Origin of the sequence: Streptomyces sp. NBC_00376 (assembly GCF_036077095.1) — a bacterium.
Taxonomy (GTDB): domain Bacteria; phylum Actinomycetota; class Actinomycetes; order Streptomycetales; family Streptomycetaceae; genus Streptomyces.
Genome location: NZ_CP107960.1, coordinates 7,967,153 through 7,991,019, shown reverse-complemented (window position 1 = coordinate 7,991,019; position 23,867 = coordinate 7,967,153). Strand labels below are relative to the sequence as shown.

The following is a 23,867-nucleotide window of genomic DNA, read 5'->3' as shown; positions in this document are numbered from 1 at the left end:
GCACCGGATGGCATGTCCGGACAACTGCTGCGGGACACGGACATCACGTTCACCGTGGGGGGAGAGAACGGATGGTGCACAGGGTCGGCTACGCGCCGGGGGTCTACGACCTCTTCCATGTGGGACACCTGAACATCCTGCGGCACGCCCGCAGTCAGTGCGACTACCTCGTCGCCGGGGTCGTCTCGGACGAGATGGCCGCGCTCGCCAAGGGCCATCGGCCGGTGATTCCGCTGCCGGAGCGCCTGGAGATCGTACGCAGCGTGCGCTACGTGGACGCCGCGTTCGTCGAGACGGTGCCCGACAAGGTCGAGACCTGGCAGCAGGTGAGGTTCGACGTGATCTTCAAGGGGGACGACTGGCGGGACACGGAGAAGGGGAAACGGCTGGAACGCGACTTCGCCAAGGTCGGCGTGGAGGTCGTCTACTTCCCGTACACCGTGCACACGTCCAGCACCCAGCTGCGCCGGGCGCTGGACACACTCGTCAGTCCGCAGTCCGGAGCGCTCTGAGTTCCGTGAACCACTTGGCGAGGAACACCACCAGGAACAGCGCGTGCACGGCGGCGAGCACCGCGTAGCCGATGCGGAACGCGGTGCGGTCACCGAGGAGCAGGAACACCAGACAGAACACCCCGTAGTCGGCGGGCAGCAGCGCCACGGCCCGCAGACGGGACACCGGGGCGCCGGCCCCGGCGCCTGCCACGGGCCGGGCGGCAGCCTTCCCCAGCTGTTCGCGCAGCAGCCCCGCGCAGAACGTCAGCACCGCCGTGAACAGGAAACCCAGCGGCAGGAGGAGCCACCCCTCGCCGGGCACTCCGGAGAACCTCTGGAAGGAGATCAGCACGGCGGTGTGCACGAGGATCATCTTGGCGCAGTCCACGACATGGTCCAGCCACTCGCCGTCCGGGCCTCCCCCGCCGGTGAGTCTGGCCAGCTGCCCGTCGGCCGAATCGAGGGCGAAGCCGATGGCGAGCCCCGCGTAGACCGCGACCGCGAGCCCGACGGAGGGATGGACGAGTGCCACCGAGGCGATCGCGGCGAACGTGAAAGCCGCACTGATCAAAGTGACTTGATTGGGTGTCAGCCCCATCCGGTACGCAACGGCCGCGAGAACCCGGCCCGCCGGCCGGTTCACGTACCGCGAGTAGAGCGACACCCCCTTGGCGGTCTTCTGCGCGCCGCGCAACTCACGCAGGACCGTGCCCTTGCTTCCCATCCGCCCCCCCCAGCGTCCCACCGTTGCGAACGGCGTCGGCATCGCCCCCCAGGAATGCGCGGACACCGCCACCGGAACCGCATCATGGCACGCGGACCCGGTCGCGCGGGGCAACCCGGGCGCACCGACCCCGATCCGCCGGACAGGCACTGCCTCACTCCGGCGGGCCGCTAGCGGCGGCAATGCTTCTCAGGCGGGGGCGGTGCGGCACTCCGGGTGGCCCCAGCCGTTGGGGTTCTTGGCGATCATGTCCTGTGCCGCGTAAGGCTTTCCGCAGTGGCAGCGGCCCGCGAACCTGGCCTTTATGGTGCCGCCGGAACGGGCGGGACGTGCCGCGCCCGCCGCCTTCTTCGTCGCCGCGCCGCCGCGCCGACCCTCGGTCGCCCGGGCGGGGGCCGGTGTCGGCAGCTGCGTGGAGCCGTGCGCGGTTCCGGCCGGCCGCTGGGCCACCGCGGCCTCGCTGGCCGCCTGGTCGGCGATTGCGTTGAGCGGGTCGCCGTCCACCTGGTGGGCCGGGACGTAGGTGAAGCGCACGGTCCGGCCGGTCAGCCGGTCGTCGATGGCGACCACCAGGTCACGGTTGGCCACCGGCTTGCCGGCCGAGGTCTTCCAGCCGTTGCGCTTCCACCCCGGCAGCCACTTGGTCACCGCGTTCATCGCGTACTGCGAGTCCATCCGTACCTCGATCGCCACGGCGGGGTCCGTCGACTCCAACAGCTCTCGCAGCGCGGTGAGTTCAGCGACGTTGTTGGTCGCGGTGCCCAGCGGTCCCGCTTCCCAGCGCTCGGGCCGGCCCTGCGCGTCGGCCACGACCCATGCCCAGGCCGCGGGTCCCGGATTGCCCTTGGACGCCCCGTCACACGCGGCGATGATGCTCTCGTTCATGCCCTTGATCATGCCAGCGTCGCGACGCCTCCCGGAGACCGTCACTCTGAGTGACGATTCGAGGTGCGGCGACCCGGCGGCACTGGTTCTCTGATGGAGCCCGCTCTTCCCAACCGCACAAGGAGCGATGATGAGCGTTGCACGTGAATCCGGTGACCGTGCGCAGCAGCTGCGTGACAAGGCCCGGCAGATGACCGAGGCCGCCGAGCGCACCACCGACCCTGAGCAGCGCCAGCGGCTCCAGGAGAAGGCCCGGAAGCTGCAGGAGCAGTGCGACCAGCAGGGCAACATGGGCGGCGGAAGCATCCGTCCGCCCAAGTAGGACCCGCCCCGCACCAACGGCCGACGTCTTGCCGCTCTTCCATGAGTGTGCGGCAAGCCGTCGGCCGCCGTGCCGGGCCGGCTCCGCAGGCCGCCCGGCATCCCCGGTTCCCCGGTCCCCTGGTCCTCGGTCCTCGGTCCTCGGTCGCTGCTTATTCAGTAGGGATGCTTGTTCGCCCTGTCCGCCCAGGCCCGGTAGGACGTGGCCCCCAGTTCGGGGTGGACCTGTTCCAGCGTGATGCTGCGCCGGTCCGGCGGCTTGGCGAAGTCCTCGTACTGGAAAGCGTCGTCGAAACCGATCTCCTGCGTCGCCTTCCAGTCACAGCTGTAGTAGACGGCACCGATGCGGGCCCAGTAGATGGCGCTCATGCACATCGGGCACGGGGCCCCGCTCGTGTAGATCGTGCACCCCTGCAGCATCCTGGCACGTTCCGGCACGACATCGGGCGAGCCCTCGGGACGCGGCACCAGTTTGAGCGTGTACCGGTCCAGGTACGCCTCGGAGATGCTGGGGGCCTCGGGATTGAAGACCTGAATGGCCTTGCGGATGGCTTCCACCTCGCCGTGCGCGGTCGGATCGGCGGTGAGCAGTACCCGGTTCTGCCCACGCGCGATGATCTCGCCGTCCTTGGTGATCACCGCACCGAACGGCCCGCCCCAGCCCTCCTCGACGGACTCGGTGGCCAGCCGCACGGCTTCGGCCATGAATTCCTTGTGCCCCATCACGGAAACCCTCTTCATCCGGCGCTCGCCCTCCTGGCGCGACCACCTTTCGGGGCTAAAATTACCCTATTTGTCCGATAACTCCCTTTAGAACTAGACTACTCCGCATGAGTAACCGTGCAAGCCCCGACCCCGGCGGCAGTGCCACGGTCGTCATTTCCCAGAGGGTCCGGGCCGGCCGGAACGACGACTACAGACGCTGGCAGGAGAGGACCAACGAAGTCGTACGGGGTTTCAACGGGTTCCAGGGGACGGAGATGTACCCACCGGCTTCCGGTGACGAGAACGAGTGGGTCGTCGTATTCCGTTTCTCCCGCCTCGATCAGCTCACGCGCTGGCTGAAGTCGGCAGCGCGTCAGCAACTCCTCGACGAGGGCCTTCCGTTGTTCGACGGACCGGCCACACAGGAGGTGCTCTCCGGCGGGACGCCGACCGACGACGTCGTCACGGCCGTGGTCTCGCACGATGTGCGGCCGGGTCACGAGCAGGACTTCCTGCACTGGCAGTCCAAGATCCTCAAGGAGCAGGAGAAGCAACCGGGTTTCATGGGGTCCGAGTTGTTCAGACCGGTGAAGGGCATCCAGGACCGCTGGGTGGTGGCATTCCGGTTCGATACCCGGGAACACCTGGAGGCATGGCTCGCATCCGATGCCCGCCGGCGGCTCATCGAGGAAGGGCGCGGCCATTTCGACTCCTACGACGTACGCAAGATCGGCTCGGCGTTCGGCGGCTGGTTCCGCTTCGGGTCGGGCCCGCAGGAGGGCGTGCCGCCCAACTGGAAGCAGGCCATGTCCGTGGTGCTGGCGCTGTATCCGACGGTGATGATTCTGGAGCTGACGGCGGGTGACTGGTTCAAGCGCCTGGGGGTACCGGGGTACGTCGCACTGTTCCTCAGCAATGTACTGAGCGTGAGCATCCTGACCTGGCTGCTGATGCCTCTGGTCAACCGGGCACTCGCGTTCTGGCTGCTGCCCGGCCGCGCGCGGTCGGTCCGGGTCCATGTGGCCGGGGCCGCCGTCGTGACGGTGTGCTACCTGGTGATCATCACCGTCTTCGGCCTGACCACCGGCTGACCGCGGCGCACGCGCACCACCCCTTCCGCATCGCAGCCGCCCTCGTCCCGCGTTGCTGTTGACGTCCCTCCGACGCAGGCCCTAGGTTGCGGTAAGCGCTTTCCAGCCGCATCCAGGAGACTCGGGACATGAGCAGCCCACTGCGCATCACGCACGCCCACGGCGACCGGATCACGGTCACGGAGGAGCGCGGCGGCATCGATCTGATCAGTTACGTCTACCGTCCGGAAGCGGCCTGGGAGGCCCCGAAGCCGTACATCCACCCCATGCGCACACTGACCGACAACGTTGTCACCGGCTATCGGCCAAACGATCACCGCTGGCACAAGGGCCTCCAGATGACGGCCTCCCACCTCTCCGGGCAGAACCTGTGGGGAGGCAACACCTATGTGCACGGCCGGGACTACGTGCCGCTGCCCGAGCGGGTCGGGTCGATGGCGCACATCGGATTCGACGAGATCGCGGCGGATGCCGGACGCGCGGTCGTCGCGGAGCGGCTGAGCTGGCGCCACAACGACGGCACGCACTGGGCGGACGAGCTGCGCCGGATCGAACTGCATGACGTCGAGCACACCGGTGCCGGATCCGGCACCGGCACAAGCTCCGGCACCACGGAGAAGGGCACCGGCGGCAGCTGGACGCTGACCTGGTCCAGCGCGATCACCAACCGGCGCACCGAACCGCTGCTCTTCGGCAGCCCGACGACCCACGGCCGGGAGGCGGCCGGCTACACCGGCCTCTTCTGGCGCGGGCCCCGCGCCTTCCGCGGCGGCCGGATCCTCGGCCCGGACGGGGAGGGCCCGGTGCTTATGGGGGCGCAGGCCCCCTGGCTGGCCTACAGCGGCGAACACGACGGCGCCGACGGACACGCCACACTGATCTTCCAGCACGCCCCGGAGAACGATCACACGGGAGCGGCCGGCACCCACCCGGCGCACTGGTTCGTCCGCGACGAGCCCTTCGCCGCGGTGGCCCCCTCATTCGCGTTCCACGAGGAGCTGGAGCTCGCCCCGGGCGACACCCTGGCCCGCCGCTACCGGGTCACCGTCGCGGACGGGCAGTGGGACCGGGAACGGATCACCGAGTATCTCGCGGAGCACCCGTGGTGAACCCGGACAAGGACCGTGGCGGCCTGTACGTGGAGCTGTCGCTCCCCGGTGCCGAGCGCGCCCGCCTGCGTGAACTCTTTCCCGGGCCCGTGTGGTTCGCCGAGCCGGGAACCACGTCGGAGTCGGATGCCCGCGCCCTCGCCGAGGCCGGCACGGCACTCGGCAATCCCCGGGCGGACCGGGTGGCGAACGCGCCCCGGCTGAAGTGGCTGCAGCTCGCCTCGGTCGGGATCGACGACTATCTGGGGCTGGACTGGCCCGTACTCGGCCGACGGCTGACCGTGACCAACCTGGGGGATGTCTTCGCCGACCCGGTGGCACAGTCCTGCCTGGCGGGAATCCTGACGCTCCATCGCGGCATCGACCTGCTTTCCGGGCTGCGCGCCGAAGGCAGTTGGGCGAAGTCCGCCGTGCGGCCCCGGCTGCGTCTGCTGACCGGGGCCCGGGTGCTCGTCCTGGGCCGGGGCTCCATCGCCCGGCGGTTCGCCGAGCTGCTCGGCCCGTTCGGCTGCCCCGTCACGCACTTCGCGCGCGGCTCCGGCGACATCCGCACCCTGGCCGGGCTCGATGAGCGACTGCCCGGATTCGACGTGGTGGTGGGGCTGCTGCCCGGGACGCCGGAGACGAGCGGACTGCTCGACGCGCGACGGCTGGCCCTGCTGCGGCCGGGAGCCGTTCTGGTGAACGCCGGGCGGGGATCGCTTGTGGACGAGGAGGCACTGGTGTCCGGGCTGACCTCCGGGCGGCTCGGCGGAGCCGTGCTGGACGTCACCGGGGAGGAACCGCTGCCCGCCGGTCACCCGCTGTGGACCTGTCCCGGTGTCGTCCTCACCCAGCACACCGCAGGTGGTTCCACGGACGAGAGCGCCCGGGTCGTCGACCTGTTCGCCGACAACTGGCGCCGTTTCCATGCCGGTTCACCATTGCGAAACCCCGTGCAGTGGTCCAGAGGATTCTGAGGACGCGACGCCATGCCCGAACCCCCCGCCCCGCACCACGACGCACCGATCGGCGACGGAGTGCGCATCGCGGCGATCCGGCCGGTGCTGCTCAGCGCCCCGTACGCGGATCCGGAGAATCTGGAGGTGCGTCTGGCGCTGCCGACCGGGTGGCGCACGACGGGTCTGGTCGAGGTCACTCTGGACGACGGTACGACCGGGCTCGGAGAGGGCTACCTCGCCGTCTTCGCGCCGCAGGTCTTCGTGTCGACGGTCGATCTGATCGCCCCGTACCTGATCGGCCGTCCGGCCGGAGAGCTGGAGGAGCGGTACCGGGACATGGTGCTCGTGACGGGCTACTGGAGTCTCCAGGGGGCGGCCCGCCACGTCGTCTCCGCCGTGGAGGCGGCCCTGGTGGACGCCCTCGGGAAGCGGGCGGGCGTGCCCGCGTACGAGTTGCTGGGCGGCCGCCGCACGGACGCGATCCGGCTCTACGCCAGCGGGGGCGACTCGACCTCCCCGTCGGCGATGGCCGCCGAGATCGCCGCCGTGGCGGCCCTCGGCATCGACACCTTCAAGATCAGGTCGCGGGGCCACGAGGCGGACAAGGCGGTGTGGACGCTGGAACACGCGGCCGCGCACGGCATCGGCGTCGCCGTCGACATGGCACAGAATCTGGCGGACCCGGGCCAGTCTGTGGCGCAGGCGCTGGCGTTCCTCGACGCGGTAAGGGGCGGCACCCGGTGGCCGGTGCGGTTCCTGGAGGAGCCGCTGGGGCCCGCCCGGACCGCCGAGTATCCCGCTCTGCGGCGGGCGGCGGGCTGTCCGGTGGCGGGCGGGGAGACCGTCACCACCGCGCAGGAACTGCTGGAGCGCATGGCCCTTGGGCACTACGACCTGGTGCAGCCGGACGTCACGGTCGTCGGCGGTCCGCGCCAGACGCTGGCAGTCTTCGCGGGCGCGGCGGAGCACGGGGTCGATGTGGTGGTCCATTGCTGGGGCAGCGCCGTGTGCCAGGCGGCCAACTATCACACCGCCTTCGCGGGCGGCGGACGGCTGGCCGAGTGGCCGATGCCCGGGTACCCGCTGCGGTCGGACCTGCTGGTCGAACCGTTCCGTCTGGCGGGCGGTCACCTGCTCGCTCCACGGGCCCCGGGGCTCGGCGTCCGGCTCACTCCGGAGACCGAGCGGCGGTACGCCTTCCGGGACGATGCCGTCTGCCGCTGTGCGACTCCGTTGCCACCCGCCGTCCCGGGCCGGTGGCGCACGGACTGACCTCACGGGCGGGAGGGTGCCGGTGGCCGGTTTCCTGTGGCCTGCGCAATGGGAAAACGCTTTCAGTGCGGCTATCGTAGCCCCATGCAGAGCCAGGTCAATCGACGTTCAGCCCGTCCCCGCCCGTCGTCCGCCGTGACGCTCCAGCAGGTCGCGCAGGACGCCGGGGTCTCTCTCGCCACGGCTTCACGCGTCCTCAGCGACAGCGACCGCAACGTCACCCAGGAGCTCCAGGAGCGCGTCCTGGAGGCGGCCGCCCGGCTCCGCTACGTGTCCAACGCACCGGCTCGCGCGCTCGTGCAGTCCACGACGTCCATCGTCGGTCTGGTCGTGCACGACGTGAACGACGCGTACTACTCCGCCATCGCGGCCGGTGTCATGGAGGTCGCCCGCGACCACAAGCTCCTGGTGATGCTGGCGGGCACCTTCCACGAGCCCGGACTCCAGGCGGAGTACGTGGCCCGGCTGCGGGCGCAGCGGGCCCGTGCCGTGGTCCTCGCCGGATCCGGCTTCACCGGCGGGAGCCCCGCGCTCACCCAGGAGCTGGAGGCCTTCGCGGCACAGGGCGGCCGAGTGACCGCCGTCGCGCACCAGGACCTCCCGGTGGACACCATCGTGCCGGGCAACCGCGAGGGCGGCCGGGCGGTCGCCGAGCACCTCGCCGGGCTGGGGCACACCGAGATCGGCGTCATCTGCGGACCACTGGCCCTCGTCTCCGTACAGGATCGGCTGCTCGGCTTCCTGGAGCGGGCCGCCGAGCTGGGCGTCGTCGTGCAGGAGCACCACCGCGTGGAGGCCGACTTCACCCGGGAGGGCGGGCGGACCGCGGCGGTGCGGCTGTTCCGCAGGTCGCCGGGGATCACCGCACTGTTCGCGCTCAACGACGCCATGGCGCTGGGTGCGCTCGCCGCGCTCCGTGACGACCTCGGCCGGAGCGTTCCCTCCGACGTCTCCGTCGTCGGCTTCGACGATCTGCCCGTGGCCTGCGACGTCACCCCCGCGCTGACCACCGTACGGCTGCCGCTGGAGGAGATCGGCCGCCGGGCGCTGCTGCTGGCCCTCGGCGACGCGACGGCTTCGCCGCGCACGCTCGCCGTGCCCTCGCGCCTGGTGGTACGGGCCAGTACGGCACCGCCGCCCCGTTTGATCGGCTGATCCCGCAGATCAAGTCTCCTTTCGGAAAAGTGAGTTGACGCGTTAAATCACCGAACTTCCGGCTTGACGCACCAAGTTGTCGATCCTTTCCCTGCAACCCCCTTGAAATAATGCATTAACCCCCACCACACTGAGGTCAACGCCGATTGACGCGTCAAATCCGAAAGGGTGGTGGCTGGATGGGTACGTCTGGGCCCAAGTACCAGCGCATCAAGGACGAGTTGCGGGCCGAGGTGGCACGTGACGAGTACGAGGCCGGTGCTCCGTTCATCACTCAGAACCAGCTGCGCGAGCGCTTCCAGGTCAGCTCCACCACCGCTGTCCGGGCGCTCAACGACCTTGTCGCGGAAGGGTTGTTGGTGCGTCGGCGGGGCCAGGGGACCTTTGTCGCCGACCCTGAGGACCGGGCCGCGGAGCCCGTCGCGGCGCACCGGTCCGGGGTGATCGCCTGCATCATCAGCGGCCAGGGTCCGTACCAGTCGGAGGTGCTGCGCGGGATCGAGTCCGGTTGTTCGGAGCGCGGGATGCGGCTGTTCTTCTCCGACTCCGCCGTCCATATGACCGAGACGGGGCATGCCTCGCACGAAGCCTCGCTGGCCCGCCAGGACCAGGTGCTGCGCCAGGCCGTCGAGGACCGGGTCGAGGGCATCATCCTCTACCCCGTCCAAGGTGTGCCCGATCCCGGCGTACTCGCCGAGATCAGGCGCCTGCGCATCCCCATGGTCCTGGTCGACCGGTATTTTCCGGGTCTCGCCATCGACGCGGTCACCGCCGACAACTACGACGTCGGCTACCGGCTCACCGAACACCTGCTGGCCGACGGCCACGAGCGGATAGCGACGCTCTGGGGCGAGACGCAGTGCACCAGCGTCCACGACCGGATGACCGGGCACAAGCAGGCGCTGCGCGCCCATGACCAGCCACTGCTCCCCCAGTTGACCGCGCTGCGTTCGTACACGGCACTGTCCGAGGACGATCGCAAGGAGCTGCTGACCGAACTGCTCGGCTCGCCCGAGCCGCCGACCGCGCTGCTGTGCGCTCACGGTTTCGCCGTCGCCACCGCGGCCGCCGACCTGGCCGCGCTCGGCGTCGCCGTGCCCGACGAGATCGTGCTGGCCGGTATGGACGACGCCGGCCCCTACGACCTGCTGCCGCTCACCAGCTTCGCCGCCCGGCTCCCCGCCAGGGAGATCGGCCTGCGGGCGGTCGAGCAGCTGGTCACCCGGATCGCGGAGCGCGCGGCGGGCGAGGACCCGTACCGGAGCGCCGAGCAGATCGTGCTTCCCGTCCGGATCAGGACGCGCGAGTCCGTGCCGGTCCGGCTCCGTACCGTCGCCGCCCGCCGGCCCTGAGGGAGGAGACTCCTGTGTTCGCCGCCCCCACCCCCCGTACCCGCGAACTCGGGACCGATGTCCTGGTGGTCGGTGCCGGTCTCGGCGGTCTCGCCGCCGCGCTGACCGCCGCCCGGTTCGGACACCGCGTCGTGCTCACCGAGGCGACCGACTGGCCCGGTGGCCTGTTCACCGCGCAGGCCGTGCCGCTCGCCGACGGACACCGCATCGAACTGGACCCCGTCTCCCCCGGCTACCGCGATCTGCGCGAGCGGATACGCGACTTCTACCGGCGCAACTACCCGCTGTGCCCCGAGCCGTTCGCCGATCCCCTGCTCGACCCCGGCCTCAGCACCACCGGCCATCTCAGCCACGAGCCGCGCGCCGCACTCGCGGTCGTCCAGGAGCTCCTGACCCCGCACCTCGCATCCGGCAGGCTCACCCTGCTGCTCGGCCACCGTCCGGTAGCGGCCCAGGCGGACGGGGACCGGGTGACCTCGGTGACCCTGGCGGGGGCGGACGACCGGCCGCTGACGGTCGGTGCCCGCTACGTCATCGACGCGACGGACCTGGGCGAGCTGCTCGCGCTCGCGGGCGTCGAGCACGTCACCGGCGCCGAGTCCCGCGAGGAGACCGGCGAGCCGCACGCGCCCGCCGTCGCCGATCCGCTGGACCAGCAGCCGGTCTCCTGGGTCTTCGCCCTGGACCACCGCCCCGGCGAGGACCACACGGTGGACCGGCCGGCCGGCTACGACCGGTGGTCAGACACCTTCTCCTGGGACACCGCGGAGCCGGGCGGCGGACCGGCCCGCTCCGTGCCGCTGTTCCTGCACGAGCCGGACGACGTCCCGCCCTGGGCGGCACCGCCCAACGACCGCTGGCACCGGCTGCGGGCGTTCGCCCGGAGCCGGTATCTGCCCGGTACGTTCGACAGCGACATCACCCTGGTCGACTGGGAGCAGACCGCCTACAGCGGGCTCCCGCTCGCCGGTTGCGGGGACGAGGTACGGGCGCGGGCCGAGCAGGAGGCACGCGAGCAGGCCAGGTCGTTCCTGTACTGGATGCAGACCCGCGCGCCCCGGCACGACGGCGGTCACGGCTACCCCGAGCTGCGGCTGCGGCCCGATGTCACGGGCACCGGCGACGGGTTCGCCAAGGCCGCGCACGTACGCGAATCCCGGCGCATCCGGGCCGAGTTCACCCTCCTCGAACACCAGCTGACCGCCGAGGCGCGGGCCGGGGCGCCGGGCGCCGAGACGTTCACGGACAGCGTGGGCACCCTGCGTTCCCGGATCACCCTGCACCCCGGGACGGGGGGCGGCGCGGGGCTGGACCTGGAGTGCCTGCCGTTCCAGCTGCCGCTGGGGGCGCTGCTGCCGGTACGGGTGGACAATCTGCTCCCTGCCGGGCTGAACATCGGCGCCACCCATCTCAGCGCGCCCGCGCTCGGCGGGCACGCGGGCCAGTGGAGCATCGGTGAGGCGGTCGGCGCACTGGTCTCCTACTGCCTGGAGCACCGGCTGCCGCCGCGTGCGGTCCGCGCGAGCGAGCATCGGCTCGCCTCCTTCCAGGACCGGCTGAGCTCCTCGCTCGGTCTCGCCCTCGACTGGCCGGACCGGCTCCGCACCGGACCCGTGACCAGTGCCGGGGCGCTCTACGCCACCCTCTGACCCGACCCACTGCCCTTCCTTCGGGGAGGGCACTTTCCCGACCTGCTGGAAAACGCTTACCAATCCCGGCGGCTCACGCCCTCAGCCTGGACGGCCCTCTGTGACTGCGACTCCTTATCGTGTACTGCTCGTCGGCGCGGGCAACATCGCCCGCGCCGTCCATATGCCGGCGTTCCTCGGACTTCCCTCGGACTTCACGGTGGTGGGGGCCGTGGACGCCGATCCCGCGGCCGCCCGCTCCTTCGCCGCCGACTTCGCGCTCCCCCACCACTCCACCGATCTCGCCGCGTCGCTGGGCGAGCTCCGCCCCGATCTCGTCGTCGTCGCCTCGCCGCCCGTCGCCCACCGGGAGCAGGTCGTCGCCGCGCTGACCGCCGGGGCCTGGGTGTGGTGCGAGAAGCCGCCGGCGCTGAGCCTGGCGGAGTACGACGCCATGACCGCCGCCGAGGGCGAGCAGGGCCCGTACTCGCCGATCGTCTTCCAGCACCGGTTCGGCTCGGGGGCCGAACACGCCAAGGCGCTCATCGCCTCCGGGGAGCTGGGGGCGCCGCTGGTCGCCCACTGCCAGACCACCTGGTACCGCGACAACGCCTACTACGCGGTCCCGTGGCGCGGGAAGTGGGCGACCGAGGGCGCGGGCCCCGCCATGGGGCTCGGCATCCACCAGATCGACCTGCTGCTCGAACTGCTCGGCGACTGGGCGGAGATCCGGGCCATGGCGGGCCGGCTGGCCCGTGACGTCGAGACCGACGACGTCACCACCGCCACCGTGCGCTTCGCCTCGGGTGCGCTGGCCACCGTGGTCAACAGCGCACTCTCGCCACGGCAGTCGAGCCATCTGCGGATCGATCTGCGGGACGCCACGATCGAACTGAACCATCTCTACGGGTACGGGAACGGGGACTGGACCTACACCCCGGCGCCCGGCGTCGACCCCGGCCGGGCGGACCGCTGGAACTCCCCGGCCGAGTCCGTCCCGAGCTCGCACTCCGCCCAACTGCGTTCGCTCCTGGCCGACATGCGGGCGGGGCGCCGGCCCAGGGCGAGCGCCGGGGACGGCCGCCGCTCCCTGGAGCTGATCACCGCGATGTACAAGGCGGCGCTCACCGGTCTCCCGGTCCGGGCCGGCGAGATCGTCCCGGGCGACCCCTTCTACACGGCGCTGCACGGCTCCGTTCCCGGCTGGGCGCCACAGGAGCCGGGGCGATGACCGACCGCCCGGACGGCGGCTTCGACCGTGCGCTGCTGCTCACCTTCGACGACCGGCACGTGCACGAGTGGGCCGCGGTCGCGCCGCTGTTCACCTCGTACGGCGCGCGGGTCACCTTCTTCGTCTGCGAGCCCGACCGGCTGGACCGGGACGAGGTGCGGCTGCTGCGCCGGCTCGCGGACGACGGCCACACCGTCGGCTGCCACGGCCTGCGGCACGAGCGCGCACCGGAGTTCGTCGCCGCGCACGGCGCGGGCACCTACCTCGACCGCGAGGTGGTGCCCGCCCTCGACGCGCTGCGCCGCCTCGGCTTCCCGGCCCGCAGCTTCGCCTACCCGTGCAGCGCCCGCGACGAGGACACCGACCGGCTGCTCCTCACGCTCTTCGAGCGGCTGCGCGGCGGGGTGCCGGTCGCCCGTCGCGCAGATCCGTCCCTCGCGGCCGAACTCCACGTCCCGGCCGGTGACGTCGCCGCCCGGCGGGTCCTGCCGGGCTGCTCGGTGGACTCCGGGCGCGGGGGTCTCGCGTACGGGGACGATCTGAGCGGTGTCGAGGCGGCACTGCACCGGAGCGCCGAGCACGGCGGTGTGACCACGCTCTACGCCCACTGCGTCGCCGACGCCCACGAGGCCAACCATGTGACCCCGGCCCGGCTGGAGAAGCTCCTGGCCGCGGCCGACGGGATGTCACTGCCCTGTGTGGGCTTCGACGAACTCCCGTGAACCACCGACGCGTTGCAAACATTTCCTCCAGAGGGGCCCTTCACCCATGCATGACGACCGCACACTGACCGAGGAACGGCTCGGCCGCGCCCTGCGCGAGCGCATCCGCCCCGCCGTCCACCCCCGTACCGCGGAGCTGGAGTTCGAGGTCTGGCACGCCCCCGGCGAACCGGTGCCCTTCACCGAGGCGGTGGCCGCCCCGTACGAGCCGGGCGCCATCGGCGACGACTGGGGGCCGGCCTGGGGCACCAGCTGGTTCCGGGTGACCGGCCGGGTCCCGCGGGACTGGGCCGGTGAGACCGTCGAGGCGGTGATCGACCTCGGTTTCGCCAAGGACCGGCCCGGCTTCTCCGCGGAGGCGCTGGCCCACCGGCCGGACGGCAGCGTGGTCAAGGCGCTCAACCCGCGCAACACCTGGCTGCGGATCGGCGAACCGGTGGCGGGCGGCGAGGAGTTCACGTACTTCCTGGAAGCCGCCGCCAATCCGGAGATCCTGGACGGGGTCAGTCCGCTGGGCGACCGGGGGACGGCGGGCAGCGAGCCGCTGTACCGCGTCGAGCGAATGGACCTCGCGGTCTTCGACCAGCAGGTGTGGGAGCTGGTCCAGGACCTGGAGGTGCTCGACCAGCTGATGCGGCAGCTGCCGCTCGGATCGGCGCGCCGCTGGGAGATCCTGCGCGCGGTGGAACGCTGCCTGGACGCCCTGGACCTGGACGCCGTGGGAGCGAGCGCGCCCGCCGCCCGGGAGTGGCTGCGGGCGGTGCTCTCATCCCCCGCGCACGCCTCCGCGCACCGGCTGTCTGCGGTGGGACACGCGCACATCGACTCGGCGTGGCTGTGGCCGCTGCGGGAGACGGTGCGCAAGGTCGCCCGCACCACCTCCAACGTGGTGGCGCTGATGGACGACCGACCGGAGTTCGTCTTCGCGATGTCGCAGGCGCAGCAGCTGGACTGGCTGCGGGAGCACCAGCCGGCGCTGTACGCCCGGGTGAAGGAGAAGGTGGCCGCCGGTCAGTTCGTGCCGGTGGGCGGGATGTGGGTGGAGTCGGACACCAACATGCCCGGATCGGAGGCGCTGGCCCGGCAGTTCGTGTTCGGCAAGCGGTTCTTCCTGGAGGAGTTCGGGGTCGAGACTCAGGAGGTGTGGCTGCCGGACTCGTTCGGCTACTCGGCGGCGCTGCCGCAGCTGGTGAAGCTCTCCGGTTCGCGCTGGTTCCTCACCCAGAAGATCTCGTGGAACACGACGAACCCGTTCCCGCACCACTCCTTCCTGTGGGAGGGGCTTGACGGCACCCGGGTGTTCACGCACTTCCCGCCGGTGGACACCTATGTGGCCGAGCTGTCCGGCGAGGAGCTCGCGCACGCCGAGGAGAACTTCCGGGACAAGGGCCACGCCACCCGCTCGCTGGTGCCGTTCGGCTGGGGTGACGGCGGTGGCGGCCCCACCCGCGAGATGCTGGCGCGTGCCGAGCGGCTCGCGGACCTGGAGGGCTCCCCCCGGGTGACGATCGAGGCTCCTTCGGACTTCTTCGCGGCCGCCGAGGCGGAGTACGACCGGCCGCCGGTGTGGCTGGGCGAGCTGTATCTGGAGCTGCACCGCGGTACGTACACCTCGCAGGCGCGGACCAAGCAGGGCAACCGGCGCAGCGAGCATCTGCTGCGGGAGGCGGAGCTGTGGGCGGCGACCGCCGCGGTCCGGGCCGGATTCCCTTATCCGCACGAGGAGTTGGACCGGATCTGGAAGAGCGTGCTGCTGCATCAGTTCCACGACATCCTGCCGGGTTCGTCGATCGCCTGGGTGCACCGTGAGGCCGAGGCGACGTACGCCCGGATCGCCGCTGAGCTGGAGGCGGTGATCGGTGCGGCGCAGCGGGCGCTGGCCGGTGCCCCGGAGGGCGGTGGCACGGTGGTGTTCAACTCCGCGCCGCACGGCCGGGCCGGCATCGCGGCGGGGGGCGCGGCGCCCGTCGGGCAGGACCACGGGCAGCCTGCCGTGGAGGTCGCGGAGCACGGCACCGGCTTCCGGCTGGACAACGGGGTGCTCCGGGTGACCGTGGACGGGCGGGGGCTCGTGGTCTCCGTCGTCGACCTGGCGACCGGGCGCGAGACGGTCGCGCCGGGCTGCGCGGCGAATCTGCTCCAGGTCCACCCGGATCTGCCCAACCGGTGGGACGCGTGGGACGTCGATGCCTTCTACCGCAACACGGTGACCGACCTGACCGGGGCGGACGTGGTGCGGCGCAGCGGTGACGGCGTCGAGGTGGTGCGCAGCTTCGGCTCGTCCCGGGTCACCCAGCTGCTGACGCTGCGGCCCGGTGCGCGGCGCCTCGACATCGACACCGAGGTCGACTGGCACGAGCAGGAGAAGTTCCTCAAGGCGGCGTTCCCGATCGATGTGCGCGCCGATCACTCCACTGCGGAGACCCAGTTCGGGCACGTGCAGCGGCCGACGCACACCAACACCAGCTGGGAGGCGGCCAAGTTCGAGATCTGCGCCCACCGTTTCCTGCATGTCGGCGAGCCGGGCTGGGGTGCGGCGCTGATCAACGACTCGACGTACGGGCACGATGTGACCCGTACGGTCCGCGAGGACGGTTCGACCACGACGACGGTGCGGCTCTCGCTGTTGCGGGCGCCCCGCTATCCCGACCCGGCGACCGACCAGGGGGTGCACCGGCTGCGGTACGCGCTGCTGCCGGGGGCGACGATCGGTGACGCGGTCCGTGAGGGCTGGTCGTTCGGTCTGCCCGAGCGCCGGGTGCCGGGGAGCGCCGAGGTGGCCCCGCTGGTCTCGGTCGACGACGACGCGGTGGTCGTGACGGCGGTGAAGCTCGCCGACGACGGCAGTGGGGACGTGGTGGTCCGGCTGCACGAGGCGCACGGCGGGCGGGTCTCGGCCCGTCTGACGGCGGGCTTCGCTCTGGCCGGGGCGAGTGTCACGGATCTGCTGGAGCGTCCGCTCGCGGGTGAGCGGGCCGAGGTGGACGGCGATGCGGTCCGGCTGGTGCTCCGGCCCTTCCAGATCGTGACGCTCAGGCTCACACCGGACGACGAGGCGTGAGAGGCGTACGGGGTGGGTGCCTGCCTTGTCGGACCTGCCCCGTACTCTTTTTTCCATGACCGCTGGGGGGCCTGTGCGCCGTGTGATCGACGACCGTTTCGAGCTGGTGAGCCGGCTCGGCAGTGGCGGTATGGGCATGGTGTGGCGAGCCCACGACCTGGCCCTGCACCGCGATGTGGCGCTCAAGGAGGTCCGGCCCCCGGACCCGGCGCTCGCCGAGAACGATCCGGAGTCGGCCCGGCTGCTGCGTGAGCGGGTGCTGCGCGAGGCGCGTGCGCTGGCCCGGCTCGACCACCCGGGCGTCGTCACGGTCCACCACATCGTGGACGGCGGCGTGGGGACATACCCGTGGATCGTGATGGAGCTGGTGCCCGGCGCCTCGCTCGCGGAGCGGCTGGCCGAGGGGACGCTCTCCCCGGTCGAGGCCGCCGAGCTGGGCCGCGGAGTGCTGTCCGCGCTGCGGGCCGCCCATGCCGCCGGGATCCTGCACCGCGACGTCAAGCCCGCCAACGTACTGCTGCGGGCCGACGGGAGCCCGGTGCTCACCGACTTCGGCATCGCGGCGATCCGTGAGTCCACGAGTCTGACGGCAACCGGTTCCATCATCGGCTCCCCCGACTACATGGCGCCCGAGCGCATTCGCGGCGAGGAGGGCGATCCTTCGTCGGACCTGTGGTCGCTCGGCATGATGCTGTACGTCGCCGTGGAGGGCCGACACCCGCTGCGCAAGGCCACGACCCTGGCGACGCTGGCGGCCGTGCTGGACGAGGAGATCCCGCCGCCCGCGCAGGCCGGTCCGCTGGCTCCGGTACTGAACGCGCTGCTGACCCGGGACACGGCCGCCAGGCCCGGTCCCGAGGAGCTGGACCGGATGCTCGCGGCGGTGAGCGAGCCGGCGCCAGCGACCGGACCGGGCCGTGCGGCGCCGCAGGATGCCGTGCCGCCCCGTCCGGCGGCGCTCACCCGGCAGGACGCGGTGCCGCCCGGTTTCGGTCCCCCCGGCCCGACCACCGTCCTGCCCACCGCCCCCGTGCGGCGTCCGCCCGTCACCGCTCCCCCGCGCCCGCAGCCCGCGACGCTGGGCACCCAGGAGATCCGCCGCCGGGTCCGGCGCGGCCGTGCCGTCGCGATATCCACCGCCCTCGCGGGCACCGCCCTGACCGGGGTGCTGGTGTGGTCGCTGCTGCCCGCCGAGGACACGAAGGCTTCCGGGAGCACCCCGTCCGCCTCCGGCCGGGCCTCGGAACCGGCCCCGGACTCCTCGGGCGGGCCCTCCCCCGCCGAGGAGAAGGAGACCCCGCAGAAGCCCACCGCGCCCGAGAACCTGCTGACGCCCTCCGGCGCACGATCCGTCATCGCGGCGCTCAAGCCGGTGATGGGCACCACCGAGATCACGTCGTTCACGCTGTACGACGTGCACGCGAGCGCCGAGGCCCCGATCGCGAAGAACAAGGCCCTGTACGACGTCTTCGCCTACCGGGACGGCAAGGCCACCCGGGAACGGGCGGGCGGCACGCTCATATCGGGCTCCAAGTCCGTGGACCTGGAGAAGTTCGACTGGGACGCCCTGCCGGGGCTGATCCGCCGGGCGGACAAGGAGCTCGGCGTCGCCGAGCCCACCACCCACTACGTGGACATCGACCCGGCCTCGCCGTTCGACAACTACCAGCCGACGCTGAGCGTCTACGTCTCGGACGAGTACGGCGGCGCCTATCTGCGGGCCGACATCAACGGCAAGGTGCTCAAGAAGTACCCGCGCAACGGCTGAGCCCGCGGCGGCTCAGCCCAGCACCCGTACCAGTACCAGCAGCACGGCCGCGATCACCGCGCCCGACACCAGCGCGCGGAACCCGGCCGGAACGCCGCCGGCCCGGCGCTTCACCTCGCCCGCCGGCGGAACGAGGCGCTCCGCCCGGGCCAGCCACTCGCGCGGCGGGTTGTTGGGGATGACGACCCGCCAGGGCTGCTCGGGGTCGTACTCGACGACCGCCCTGGACCTGTGCAACAGCCCCTGCAGGTCGAGGGGGTGACGGACCTCGATCCGGTAAGGGGGCAGGTCGTCGGTCATCACGGTCAGGTCGAAGGCGAACACGGAGTCCACGGCCTGCCCGTCGATGGCGGTCCGGCCGTTCTTCTTGTTCACCGCCTTCACCCCGTTGACCACGGCGGGCGCGAAGGCGCGCGGGCCGCCGGAGCGCAGCGCGGGGGCGGCGACGCCCGACTTCATGTCCTCGGCCGCCTTGCCGTACGCCGTCAGGGCCAGGGCCGTCACCGGCAGCCCCGACGATCAGCAGCCAGCGGGGGCCGTCCAGGGCGCCCTGGACCACTGCGGCCAGCGCGAGGCCGGTGCCGGTCGCGGACACCACGGTGAGCAGCCGGAGGGCGTTTCGCAGGGAGGGCGCGGGAGAGGTCGACGTGGTCATGAGATGCGCAGCAACTTCCGGCGGGGGATGGCGACCCTGGTGAGGGCCGGGTCGCCGGGGCGGTCGGCGTCGTACACGGCGAGGGTGTCGCGTCTGAGGGCGACGCGTTCCACGACGGCCGGGACCTCGTGGCGCACTCCGTCCTCGTCGTCGAACACCGCGGTGACCTCACCGTACTTCCGGCCCACCGGGCGCCAGCCCTCCAGCACCGCGTCGGCCGTGCGGTAGCGGCGGGACAGCCTGCGCAGTCCCGCGGTGCGCCGCAGGCTCACCGCGGCGCCCCACCAGGCGGCGAGACAGCCGACGCCCGCGGCGGACCACAGGAAGGTGAGCCACTGGGAGACGGTGAAGTCGCCGAGCGGAAGGAAGATGTGGAAGCTGGTGACGGTGTCCCGCTCGACCTGGCCCTCCGCCAGCGCGTCGTACCAGCCGACCGCGGCCGCGACGGCGGAGAGTGCGATCATCGCGCCCGGTGCCGCCCGGTGGAGGTACCGGGCGCAGAGCAGGCCGAGGACGACGGCGAAGCCGATGCCGAGCATCGGGGACATGGATGCGAGCTGGTCACTGGCGCAGCCCCCGGCCAGGTCGCAGGCCCATTTCACCCCCGCCGCCTCGTGGCTGGCGATGTACCACATCATCCAGACCTGCCACGCCATCAGCGCGCACGCGATGACGCGCATCGCCTGCGCATAGGCTCTCTGCCGCACTGTTCGCCCTTGTCCTCGCACGTCACGGGGCATTGACGTGCCCCGGTGGACCATATACACGGTGTCCACAACCTGTCCGTGATCCACACCACGCCGGCTGCGGTGCGGCGGGGTTCAGACCGTGCTGTTCAGTGCCTTCGGCACCCAGCGGAGCTGGGCGGCCTCCTGGAACATGGCACCGCCCTCGTGTCCGTTGAACGGGTAGACCTCGATCTCCTTCTCGCCGCGGTAGGCGTTGTGGGCGGCGAAGACCGTGGACGGCGGGCAGACCTGGTCCATCAACGCGACGGAGAAGAGCGCGGGGGCGGTGCCCCGGGCGGCGAAGGACACCCCGTCGAAGTACGACAGGGTGCGCAGGGCGGTCTCCTCCTTGCCTCGGTGCATCTTGAGGTAGCGGGCTATCTCCGCGTACGGGTTGGCGTCGGTGAGGGTGACGGCCCGGCCGAAGTGGCAGAGGAACGGGACGTCGGCGGCGATGGCTGCCAGGTCGGGGAGGAGTCCGCCGACCGCGAGGGTGATGCCGCCGCCCTGGCTGCCGCCGAGCGCGACGGTGCGGGCGGGGTCGGCGAGCGGATGCGACCGGGCCGCTTCCACGGCGCGCACGGCGTCGGCGTAGACGCGGCGGTAGTAGTAGCTCTCCGGGTCCTCGATGCCCCGGGTCATGAAGCCCGCGTGGGAGGGGCCGGAGCCGACCGGGTCGGGGGTGTCGCCCACGTTGCCGCCGCTGCCCTGGCCGCGCACGTCCATGATGAAGTGGGCGAATCCGGCCATGGGCCACAGGCCCCAGCAGTGCGGAAGGCTGCGGCCGCCGTTGTAGCCGTGGAACTGGACGACGAGCGGGAGCGGGCCCTCGGCGTTCGCGGGGGCGGTGAACCAGCCCTTGACCGGGTGGCCGCCGAAGCCGGCGAACGTGACGTCCCAGGTGCGTGTGCCGGTCAGCCCGGTCTCGACGGGTTCGAAGGAGACCGCGGGGTCGTGTGCGCGGGTCTCGGCGAGGGTCTTCGACCAGAAGGCGTCGAAGTCGTCCGGCTCGTCGATCTGCGGCCGGTAGGCGCGGAGTTCGGGCAGCGGCAGGTCGAACAGGGCCATGAGCTGGTCTCCTCACGTGGGGGCTCGGGACAGTGTGCCGTGCGGCAGCAGGGCAGCGGGCGGCGGGGCCGGGCGCTGTCAGGTGCGCCCGGCCCCGCCCGTTCCGGGGGTGGGTCAGTCGGTCAGCTGGACGGCCCGCAGGCCGGTGGCGCTCTTGGAGTTGTTGGCGATGGCGGCGCCCCACTCCGACCAGCCGCGTGCCCGGCCGTCGTCGTCGCTGTCGTTGACGACGAAGCCGAGTCCGATGGATGCGGTGGGCTTGCCGGCGAGGCCGAGCGAGGCCCACGGCACGGTCACCGTGTAGTGGGTGGTGGTGCCGTCACGGGTGACCTGCGCGGTGGCGCCGGGGGTCGGTCCCGCGGACTGGCCGGAGGGTGCCCGCCAGGTGTGGACCTGCGGCTTGCCGCCCACGAGCGAGGCGCCGAACTCGACGTACTGCTTGCTGCGGCCCGGCACCTGAGGGGTGACGGCGAACTGGATGCTGTCGCCCTGCCACATGTTCTCGGCGGTGGTGGCGGGCTGTGCCAGGGCGTTGTCCGTGATCGCGCCCTTGAGTACGAGTCCGGCGTCGGTGTACTGGGGCCGGACGGTGCCGGACAGGTCGGCCGCGCCGTTGTATCCGCCCTTGTAGCTCACCGAGCCGTCGGCGATGACGTCGATGGGGGTGGTGGTGTCGGTGCCGGCCGGCTGGACGGAACCCCAGCCGTTCCAGGCGCCCACCGCGGTCCTGGCGCCGTCGGGGGTGTTGATGTAGGCGGCCGTCCAGTAGCGCTTCCACTGCTTGATGTTGCGCGCGTCCACGGTGTACGAGGCGCTGGACTCGGCGCCGACCTTGATCGGTCCGTCGATGGTGCCCCGGTCCAGGTAGGTGTCGCCCGAGTTCACCTGCCAGTCCAGCTCGGTGAGTTCGAGCGGGCCGCGGACGCGGTTGTTGGTGACGGTCACCTTGAGCCCGGCGGCGAACGGGGCCGACTTCTTCACCACCGGGTCGAAGGTGACCTGGGTGGGCGGCACCACCTCGGTGTCGGAGGTGAGGCGGGCGAGGTTCACCGGCCCGAGTCCGACCGTGCCGCTGACCGTGCGCGGGCCGGTGAGGGCCGAGGTGGGCAGCTCGATGGTCCGGCGGACGACCTTGCCGGGCTCGGCCGTGACCCGGTACTTCTCCCCGGCGATCCGGAAGTCGTAGCGCAGCGGCAGCGTCCGGCCCTTGGTGCCGTCCACCTGGAGCACCGCGTCGACGGTCTCCTCGGTGTTGGAGTGCTGCGGCAGCCGGAGTGAGAACACGGGGCCGCTCACGGTCTTGACCGCGCTCACCGCGCCCTTGACGTACAGCACCTTGCCGTCGATGCCGAGCTGCACCTTGCCGCCGACCGGGAGGTAGGTCTTGTCGTGGCCCATCTGGTCCGTGACGGTGACCGGTCCGGTGGCCGACAGTTCCGCCGTTCCCGGTGTCGCGGCCGTGGTGTACAGGGCCCGGACCATGTCGGTTCCGGTGCCGAAGCGGTACGAGCGGACGTCGGCGGAACCCGCGTCGTCACGGCCGGCGTAGGCGCGGCCCGCGAGCTGGCGGATCAGCACGCCCTCGGTGACCACGGACGGCTTGGGCTGCCAGGCCTTGACGTCCGCGGTGGGGCGCTTGAAGGCGCCGAAGTTGTGTTCCTTGTTGGTGGCGTCGGTGCCGTCGTTGGTGAGGTCGTACCAGTAGTAGCGGTCGACGCCGGAGGCGAACGAGAAGATCTGGGCGCGCGGCACGTACGCGGCCTGCTGGGCCGGGGTGACACCGTCGCTGTGGGTCGGGTAGCCGTTCTCGGTGATCCACAGCGGGAAGTCCTTGCCGCCCGCCGCGTCCAGGTCGGCGCGTACCTGCGGCAGTTTCTCCAGCGCGGTCTCGGGCGGGTTGGGATAGCCGTAGTGGTGAACGCTGAGCGCGTTCATGTACTTGAGGCCGCCGATCGCGTACAGCCGCTTCAGCCAGTCGGTCTGGAGACCGGCCAGACCGCCGCCGACCACGGTGGCGTCCGGGACCTTGGCGTGCACCTTGCCGTAGCTGGCCTGGAGCAGCTTGAGGTAGCAGTCGGCGGTGATTCCGCAGGTGCCGTTGTTGAAGCCGGTCGAGTTGTACTCGTTGTAGATCTCGATTTCCTTCGAGGACTGCTGGTACTTCTCCACGACGGCGGCCGTGAACTTCCCGTACGCCTCAAGCGCCTCGTCGGACGCGGGCGTGCGGTTGCCGTCGTAATTGGGGTTGCGGTAACCGGAGATGGGCAGGGCGGTCAGCCCCTGCGACTTGGCGTACGGGATGTGCTGGTCGGTGGAGTAGCTGCTCCAGGAGTACGTGCCGGGGGTCTTCTCGATGGCGCCCCAGTTGATGTCGGAGCGGATCCCGTGCATGCCCATCAGCTTGACCGAGCGCAGCAGCTTCTGGTCGTCGCCGTCGTTCCATCCGTAGTGGATGCCCGTGCCGAAGCGGGTGTCCTGCTGTTCCTTGCCGGTCAGCGCGGTCAGTACGCCGAAGTCGGCGGTGCGGGTGGTGGTGCCGGCGGTCGCCGTGAGTGTGTAGTAGCCGCTGCCGAGCTTCGTGACGTCGACGGTGGCCGTGCCGCCCGAGACCGGGGCGGTGCCCGACGCGACGGTCAGGCCCTGGTCGTCGATGGCCTTCCAGGCCACGGAGGCCTGGTCGGAGGTCAGGGTGATCTTCGCCTGTCCCTTGACGAAGATCAGGTCGGACGAGGTGACGGTGAGGGTGCCGGCCGCGTGGGCGGCCGGGGCCGTGCCCGGCAGCGGAGCCGCCACCAGCAGACAGCCGAGCAGGGCGGCGGCGCCGCCCCATGCGGCGGGCCGCCGGGAGCGACCCCTTATTCTGGCCGGAGCCAGAGGACCTGGCCGGATCGTGCCGTTCTGTTCCATCGAGGCAACCTCTCGATCGGATCGGCGCGGTGCGTTTCGGTGGTTCCCGG

At 71.5% G+C, this 23,867-nt stretch carries 20 protein-coding genes; 13 read left to right on the top strand and 7 right to left on the bottom strand.

What is annotated here, in order from left to right:
* The first annotated feature begins 71 nt into the window (after positions 1-71).
* A complete protein-coding gene (locus tag OG842_RS35810; RefSeq protein WP_266734891.1) occupies positions 72-512 on the top strand; it encodes an adenylyltransferase/cytidyltransferase family protein in 441 nt (146 codons plus the stop codon).
* On the opposite strand, the gene OG842_RS35805 is transcribed toward OG842_RS35810, so the two are convergent.
* Positions 487-1,218, bottom strand: a complete 732-nt coding sequence (locus OG842_RS35805; RefSeq protein ID WP_266734893.1) for a CDP-alcohol phosphatidyltransferase family protein — start codon at positions 1,216-1,218, stop codon at positions 487-489. The two genes, OG842_RS35810 and OG842_RS35805, sit on opposite strands and share 26 nt — an antisense overlap.
* 189 nt (positions 1,219-1,407) lie before the next feature.
* Positions 1,408-2,103: a ribonuclease H family protein gene (locus OG842_RS35800; RefSeq protein ID WP_266734895.1), complete on the bottom strand. Its 696-nt coding sequence runs from the start codon at positions 2,101-2,103 to the stop codon at positions 1,408-1,410.
* Positions 2,104-2,233: 130 nt separating this feature from the next.
* Between OG842_RS35800 and OG842_RS35795 the strand changes: the two genes are divergently transcribed.
* Positions 2,234-2,425 (top strand): DUF6381 family protein, encoded by a 192-nt coding sequence (locus tag OG842_RS35795; RefSeq protein ID WP_266734896.1) that lies wholly within the window; start codon positions 2,234-2,236, stop codon positions 2,423-2,425.
* A 155-nt stretch (positions 2,426-2,580) separates the two neighbouring features.
* On the opposite strand, the gene OG842_RS35790 is transcribed toward OG842_RS35795, so the two are convergent.
* The gene (locus OG842_RS35790) at positions 2,581-3,165 is read right to left on the bottom strand and encodes a nucleoside deaminase (protein WP_323185848.1); all 585 of its coding nucleotides are present in this window, start codon (positions 3,163-3,165) and stop codon (positions 2,581-2,583) included.
* Between the two features lie 89 nt (positions 3,166-3,254).
* Between OG842_RS35790 and OG842_RS35785 the strand changes: the two genes are divergently transcribed.
* The 11 genes from OG842_RS35785 (at position 3,255) to OG842_RS35735 (ending at position 18,459) form a co-directional block, all read left to right on the top strand.
* Positions 3,255-4,220 carry an antibiotic biosynthesis monooxygenase gene (locus OG842_RS35785; RefSeq protein WP_266734898.1) on the top strand — a complete coding sequence of 322 codons (966 nt, stop codon included), beginning with the start codon at positions 3,255-3,257 and terminating at the stop codon, positions 4,218-4,220.
* 128 nt (positions 4,221-4,348) lie between these two features.
* On the top strand, positions 4,349-5,329 hold the full coding sequence (locus tag OG842_RS35780) for a PmoA family protein (RefSeq protein ID WP_266734900.1): 981 nt from the start codon (positions 4,349-4,351) through the stop codon (positions 5,327-5,329).
* Positions 5,323-6,288, top strand: coding sequence for a D-2-hydroxyacid dehydrogenase (locus OG842_RS35775; RefSeq protein WP_266734901.1), 966 nt, complete (start codon positions 5,323-5,325; stop codon positions 6,286-6,288). The genes OG842_RS35780 and OG842_RS35775 overlap by 7 nt, the downstream gene beginning before the upstream one ends.
* A 12-nt stretch (positions 6,289-6,300) precedes the next feature.
* Positions 6,301-7,542, top strand: coding sequence for a mandelate racemase/muconate lactonizing enzyme family protein (locus OG842_RS35770; protein WP_328512604.1), 1,242 nt, complete (start codon positions 6,301-6,303; stop codon positions 7,540-7,542).
* A gap of 84 nt (positions 7,543-7,626) precedes the next feature.
* A complete protein-coding gene (locus OG842_RS35765) occupies positions 7,627-8,697 on the top strand; it encodes a LacI family DNA-binding transcriptional regulator (RefSeq protein WP_266734904.1) in 1,071 nt (356 codons plus the stop codon).
* Between the two features lie 179 nt (positions 8,698-8,876).
* A complete protein-coding gene (locus tag OG842_RS35760; protein ID WP_266734905.1) occupies positions 8,877-10,049 on the top strand; it encodes a GntR family transcriptional regulator in 1,173 nt (390 codons plus the stop codon).
* A gap of 14 nt (positions 10,050-10,063) precedes the next feature.
* Positions 10,064-11,698 (top strand): FAD-dependent oxidoreductase, encoded by a 1,635-nt coding sequence (locus OG842_RS35755; RefSeq protein WP_266734907.1) that lies wholly within the window; start codon positions 10,064-10,066, stop codon positions 11,696-11,698.
* Between the two features lie 100 nt (positions 11,699-11,798).
* Positions 11,799-12,908 carry a Gfo/Idh/MocA family protein gene (locus tag OG842_RS35750; protein ID WP_328512603.1) on the top strand — a complete coding sequence of 370 codons (1,110 nt, stop codon included), beginning with the start codon at positions 11,799-11,801 and terminating at the stop codon, positions 12,906-12,908.
* The gene (locus tag OG842_RS35745; RefSeq protein ID WP_266734910.1) at positions 12,905-13,630 is read left to right on the top strand and encodes a polysaccharide deacetylase family protein; all 726 of its coding nucleotides are present in this window, start codon (positions 12,905-12,907) and stop codon (positions 13,628-13,630) included. Before OG842_RS35750 ends, OG842_RS35745 begins: the two co-directional genes overlap by 4 nt.
* Before the next feature lie 46 nt (positions 13,631-13,676).
* Positions 13,677-16,691 carry an alpha-mannosidase gene (locus OG842_RS35740; protein ID WP_266734912.1) on the top strand — a complete coding sequence of 1,005 codons (3,015 nt, stop codon included), beginning with the start codon at positions 13,677-13,679 and terminating at the stop codon, positions 16,689-16,691.
* 55 nt (positions 16,692-16,746) lie between these two features.
* A complete protein-coding gene (locus OG842_RS35735; RefSeq protein ID WP_266734914.1) occupies positions 16,747-18,459 on the top strand; it encodes a serine/threonine-protein kinase in 1,713 nt (570 codons plus the stop codon).
* A gap of 12 nt (positions 18,460-18,471) precedes the next feature.
* Here the strand turns inward: OG842_RS35735 and OG842_RS35730 are convergent, their stop codons facing one another.
* The 4 genes from OG842_RS35730 to OG842_RS35715 all read right to left on the bottom strand — a co-directional run bounded on the left by OG842_RS35730 (position 18,472) and on the right by OG842_RS35715 (position 23,817).
* A complete protein-coding gene (locus OG842_RS35730; RefSeq protein WP_328512602.1) occupies positions 18,472-18,963 on the bottom strand; it encodes a hypothetical protein in 492 nt (163 codons plus the stop codon).
* A gap of 147 nt (positions 18,964-19,110) precedes the next feature.
* Positions 19,111-19,794 (bottom strand): hypothetical protein, encoded by a 684-nt coding sequence (locus tag OG842_RS35725; RefSeq protein ID WP_266734917.1) that lies wholly within the window; start codon positions 19,792-19,794, stop codon positions 19,111-19,113.
* Positions 19,795-19,935: 141 nt separating this feature from the next.
* Complete coding sequence (locus OG842_RS35720; RefSeq protein WP_266734918.1) at positions 19,936-20,910, bottom strand: acetylxylan esterase; 975 nt, start codon at positions 20,908-20,910, stop codon at positions 19,936-19,938.
* 114 nt (positions 20,911-21,024) lie between these two features.
* Positions 21,025-23,817, bottom strand: a complete 2,793-nt coding sequence (locus tag OG842_RS35715; protein WP_266734920.1) for a hypothetical protein — start codon at positions 23,815-23,817, stop codon at positions 21,025-21,027.
* Positions 23,818-23,867 lie beyond the last annotated feature (50 nt).

Excerpts from the sequence above, each read along its gene's own strand:
- OG842_RS35810 (WP_266734891.1), top strand. The coding sequence starts at position 72 with ATGGTGCACAGGGTCGGCTACGCGCCGGGGGTCTACGACCTCTTCCAT.
- OG842_RS35805 (WP_266734893.1), bottom strand. The coding sequence starts at position 1,218 with ATGGGAAGCAAGGGCACGGTCCTGCGTGAGTTGCGCGGCGCGCAGAAG.
- OG842_RS35800 (WP_266734895.1), bottom strand. The coding sequence starts at position 2,103 with ATGAACGAGAGCATCATCGCCGCGTGTGACGGGGCGTCCAAGGGCAAT.
- OG842_RS35795 (WP_266734896.1), top strand. The coding sequence starts at position 2,234 with ATGAGCGTTGCACGTGAATCCGGTGACCGTGCGCAGCAGCTGCGTGAC.
- OG842_RS35790 (WP_323185848.1), bottom strand. The coding sequence starts at position 3,165 with ATGAAGAGGGTTTCCGTGATGGGGCACAAGGAATTCATGGCCGAAGCC.
- OG842_RS35785 (WP_266734898.1), top strand. The coding sequence starts at position 3,255 with ATGAGTAACCGTGCAAGCCCCGACCCCGGCGGCAGTGCCACGGTCGTC.
- OG842_RS35780 (WP_266734900.1), top strand. The coding sequence starts at position 4,349 with ATGAGCAGCCCACTGCGCATCACGCACGCCCACGGCGACCGGATCACG.
- OG842_RS35770 (WP_328512604.1), top strand. The coding sequence starts at position 6,301 with ATGCCCGAACCCCCCGCCCCGCACCACGACGCACCGATCGGCGACGGA.
- OG842_RS35765 (WP_266734904.1), top strand. The coding sequence starts at position 7,627 with ATGCAGAGCCAGGTCAATCGACGTTCAGCCCGTCCCCGCCCGTCGTCC.
- OG842_RS35760 (WP_266734905.1), top strand. The coding sequence starts at position 8,877 with ATGGGTACGTCTGGGCCCAAGTACCAGCGCATCAAGGACGAGTTGCGG.
- OG842_RS35745 (WP_266734910.1), top strand. The coding sequence starts at position 12,905 with ATGACCGACCGCCCGGACGGCGGCTTCGACCGTGCGCTGCTGCTCACC.
- OG842_RS35740 (WP_266734912.1), top strand. The coding sequence starts at position 13,677 with ATGCATGACGACCGCACACTGACCGAGGAACGGCTCGGCCGCGCCCTG.
- OG842_RS35735 (WP_266734914.1), top strand. The coding sequence starts at position 16,747 with ATGACCGCTGGGGGGCCTGTGCGCCGTGTGATCGACGACCGTTTCGAG.
- OG842_RS35725 (WP_266734917.1), bottom strand. The coding sequence starts at position 19,794 with ATGCGCGTCATCGCGTGCGCGCTGATGGCGTGGCAGGTCTGGATGATG.
- OG842_RS35720 (WP_266734918.1), bottom strand. The coding sequence starts at position 20,910 with ATGGCCCTGTTCGACCTGCCGCTGCCCGAACTCCGCGCCTACCGGCCG.
- OG842_RS35715 (WP_266734920.1), bottom strand. The coding sequence starts at position 23,817 with ATGGAACAGAACGGCACGATCCGGCCAGGTCCTCTGGCTCCGGCCAGA.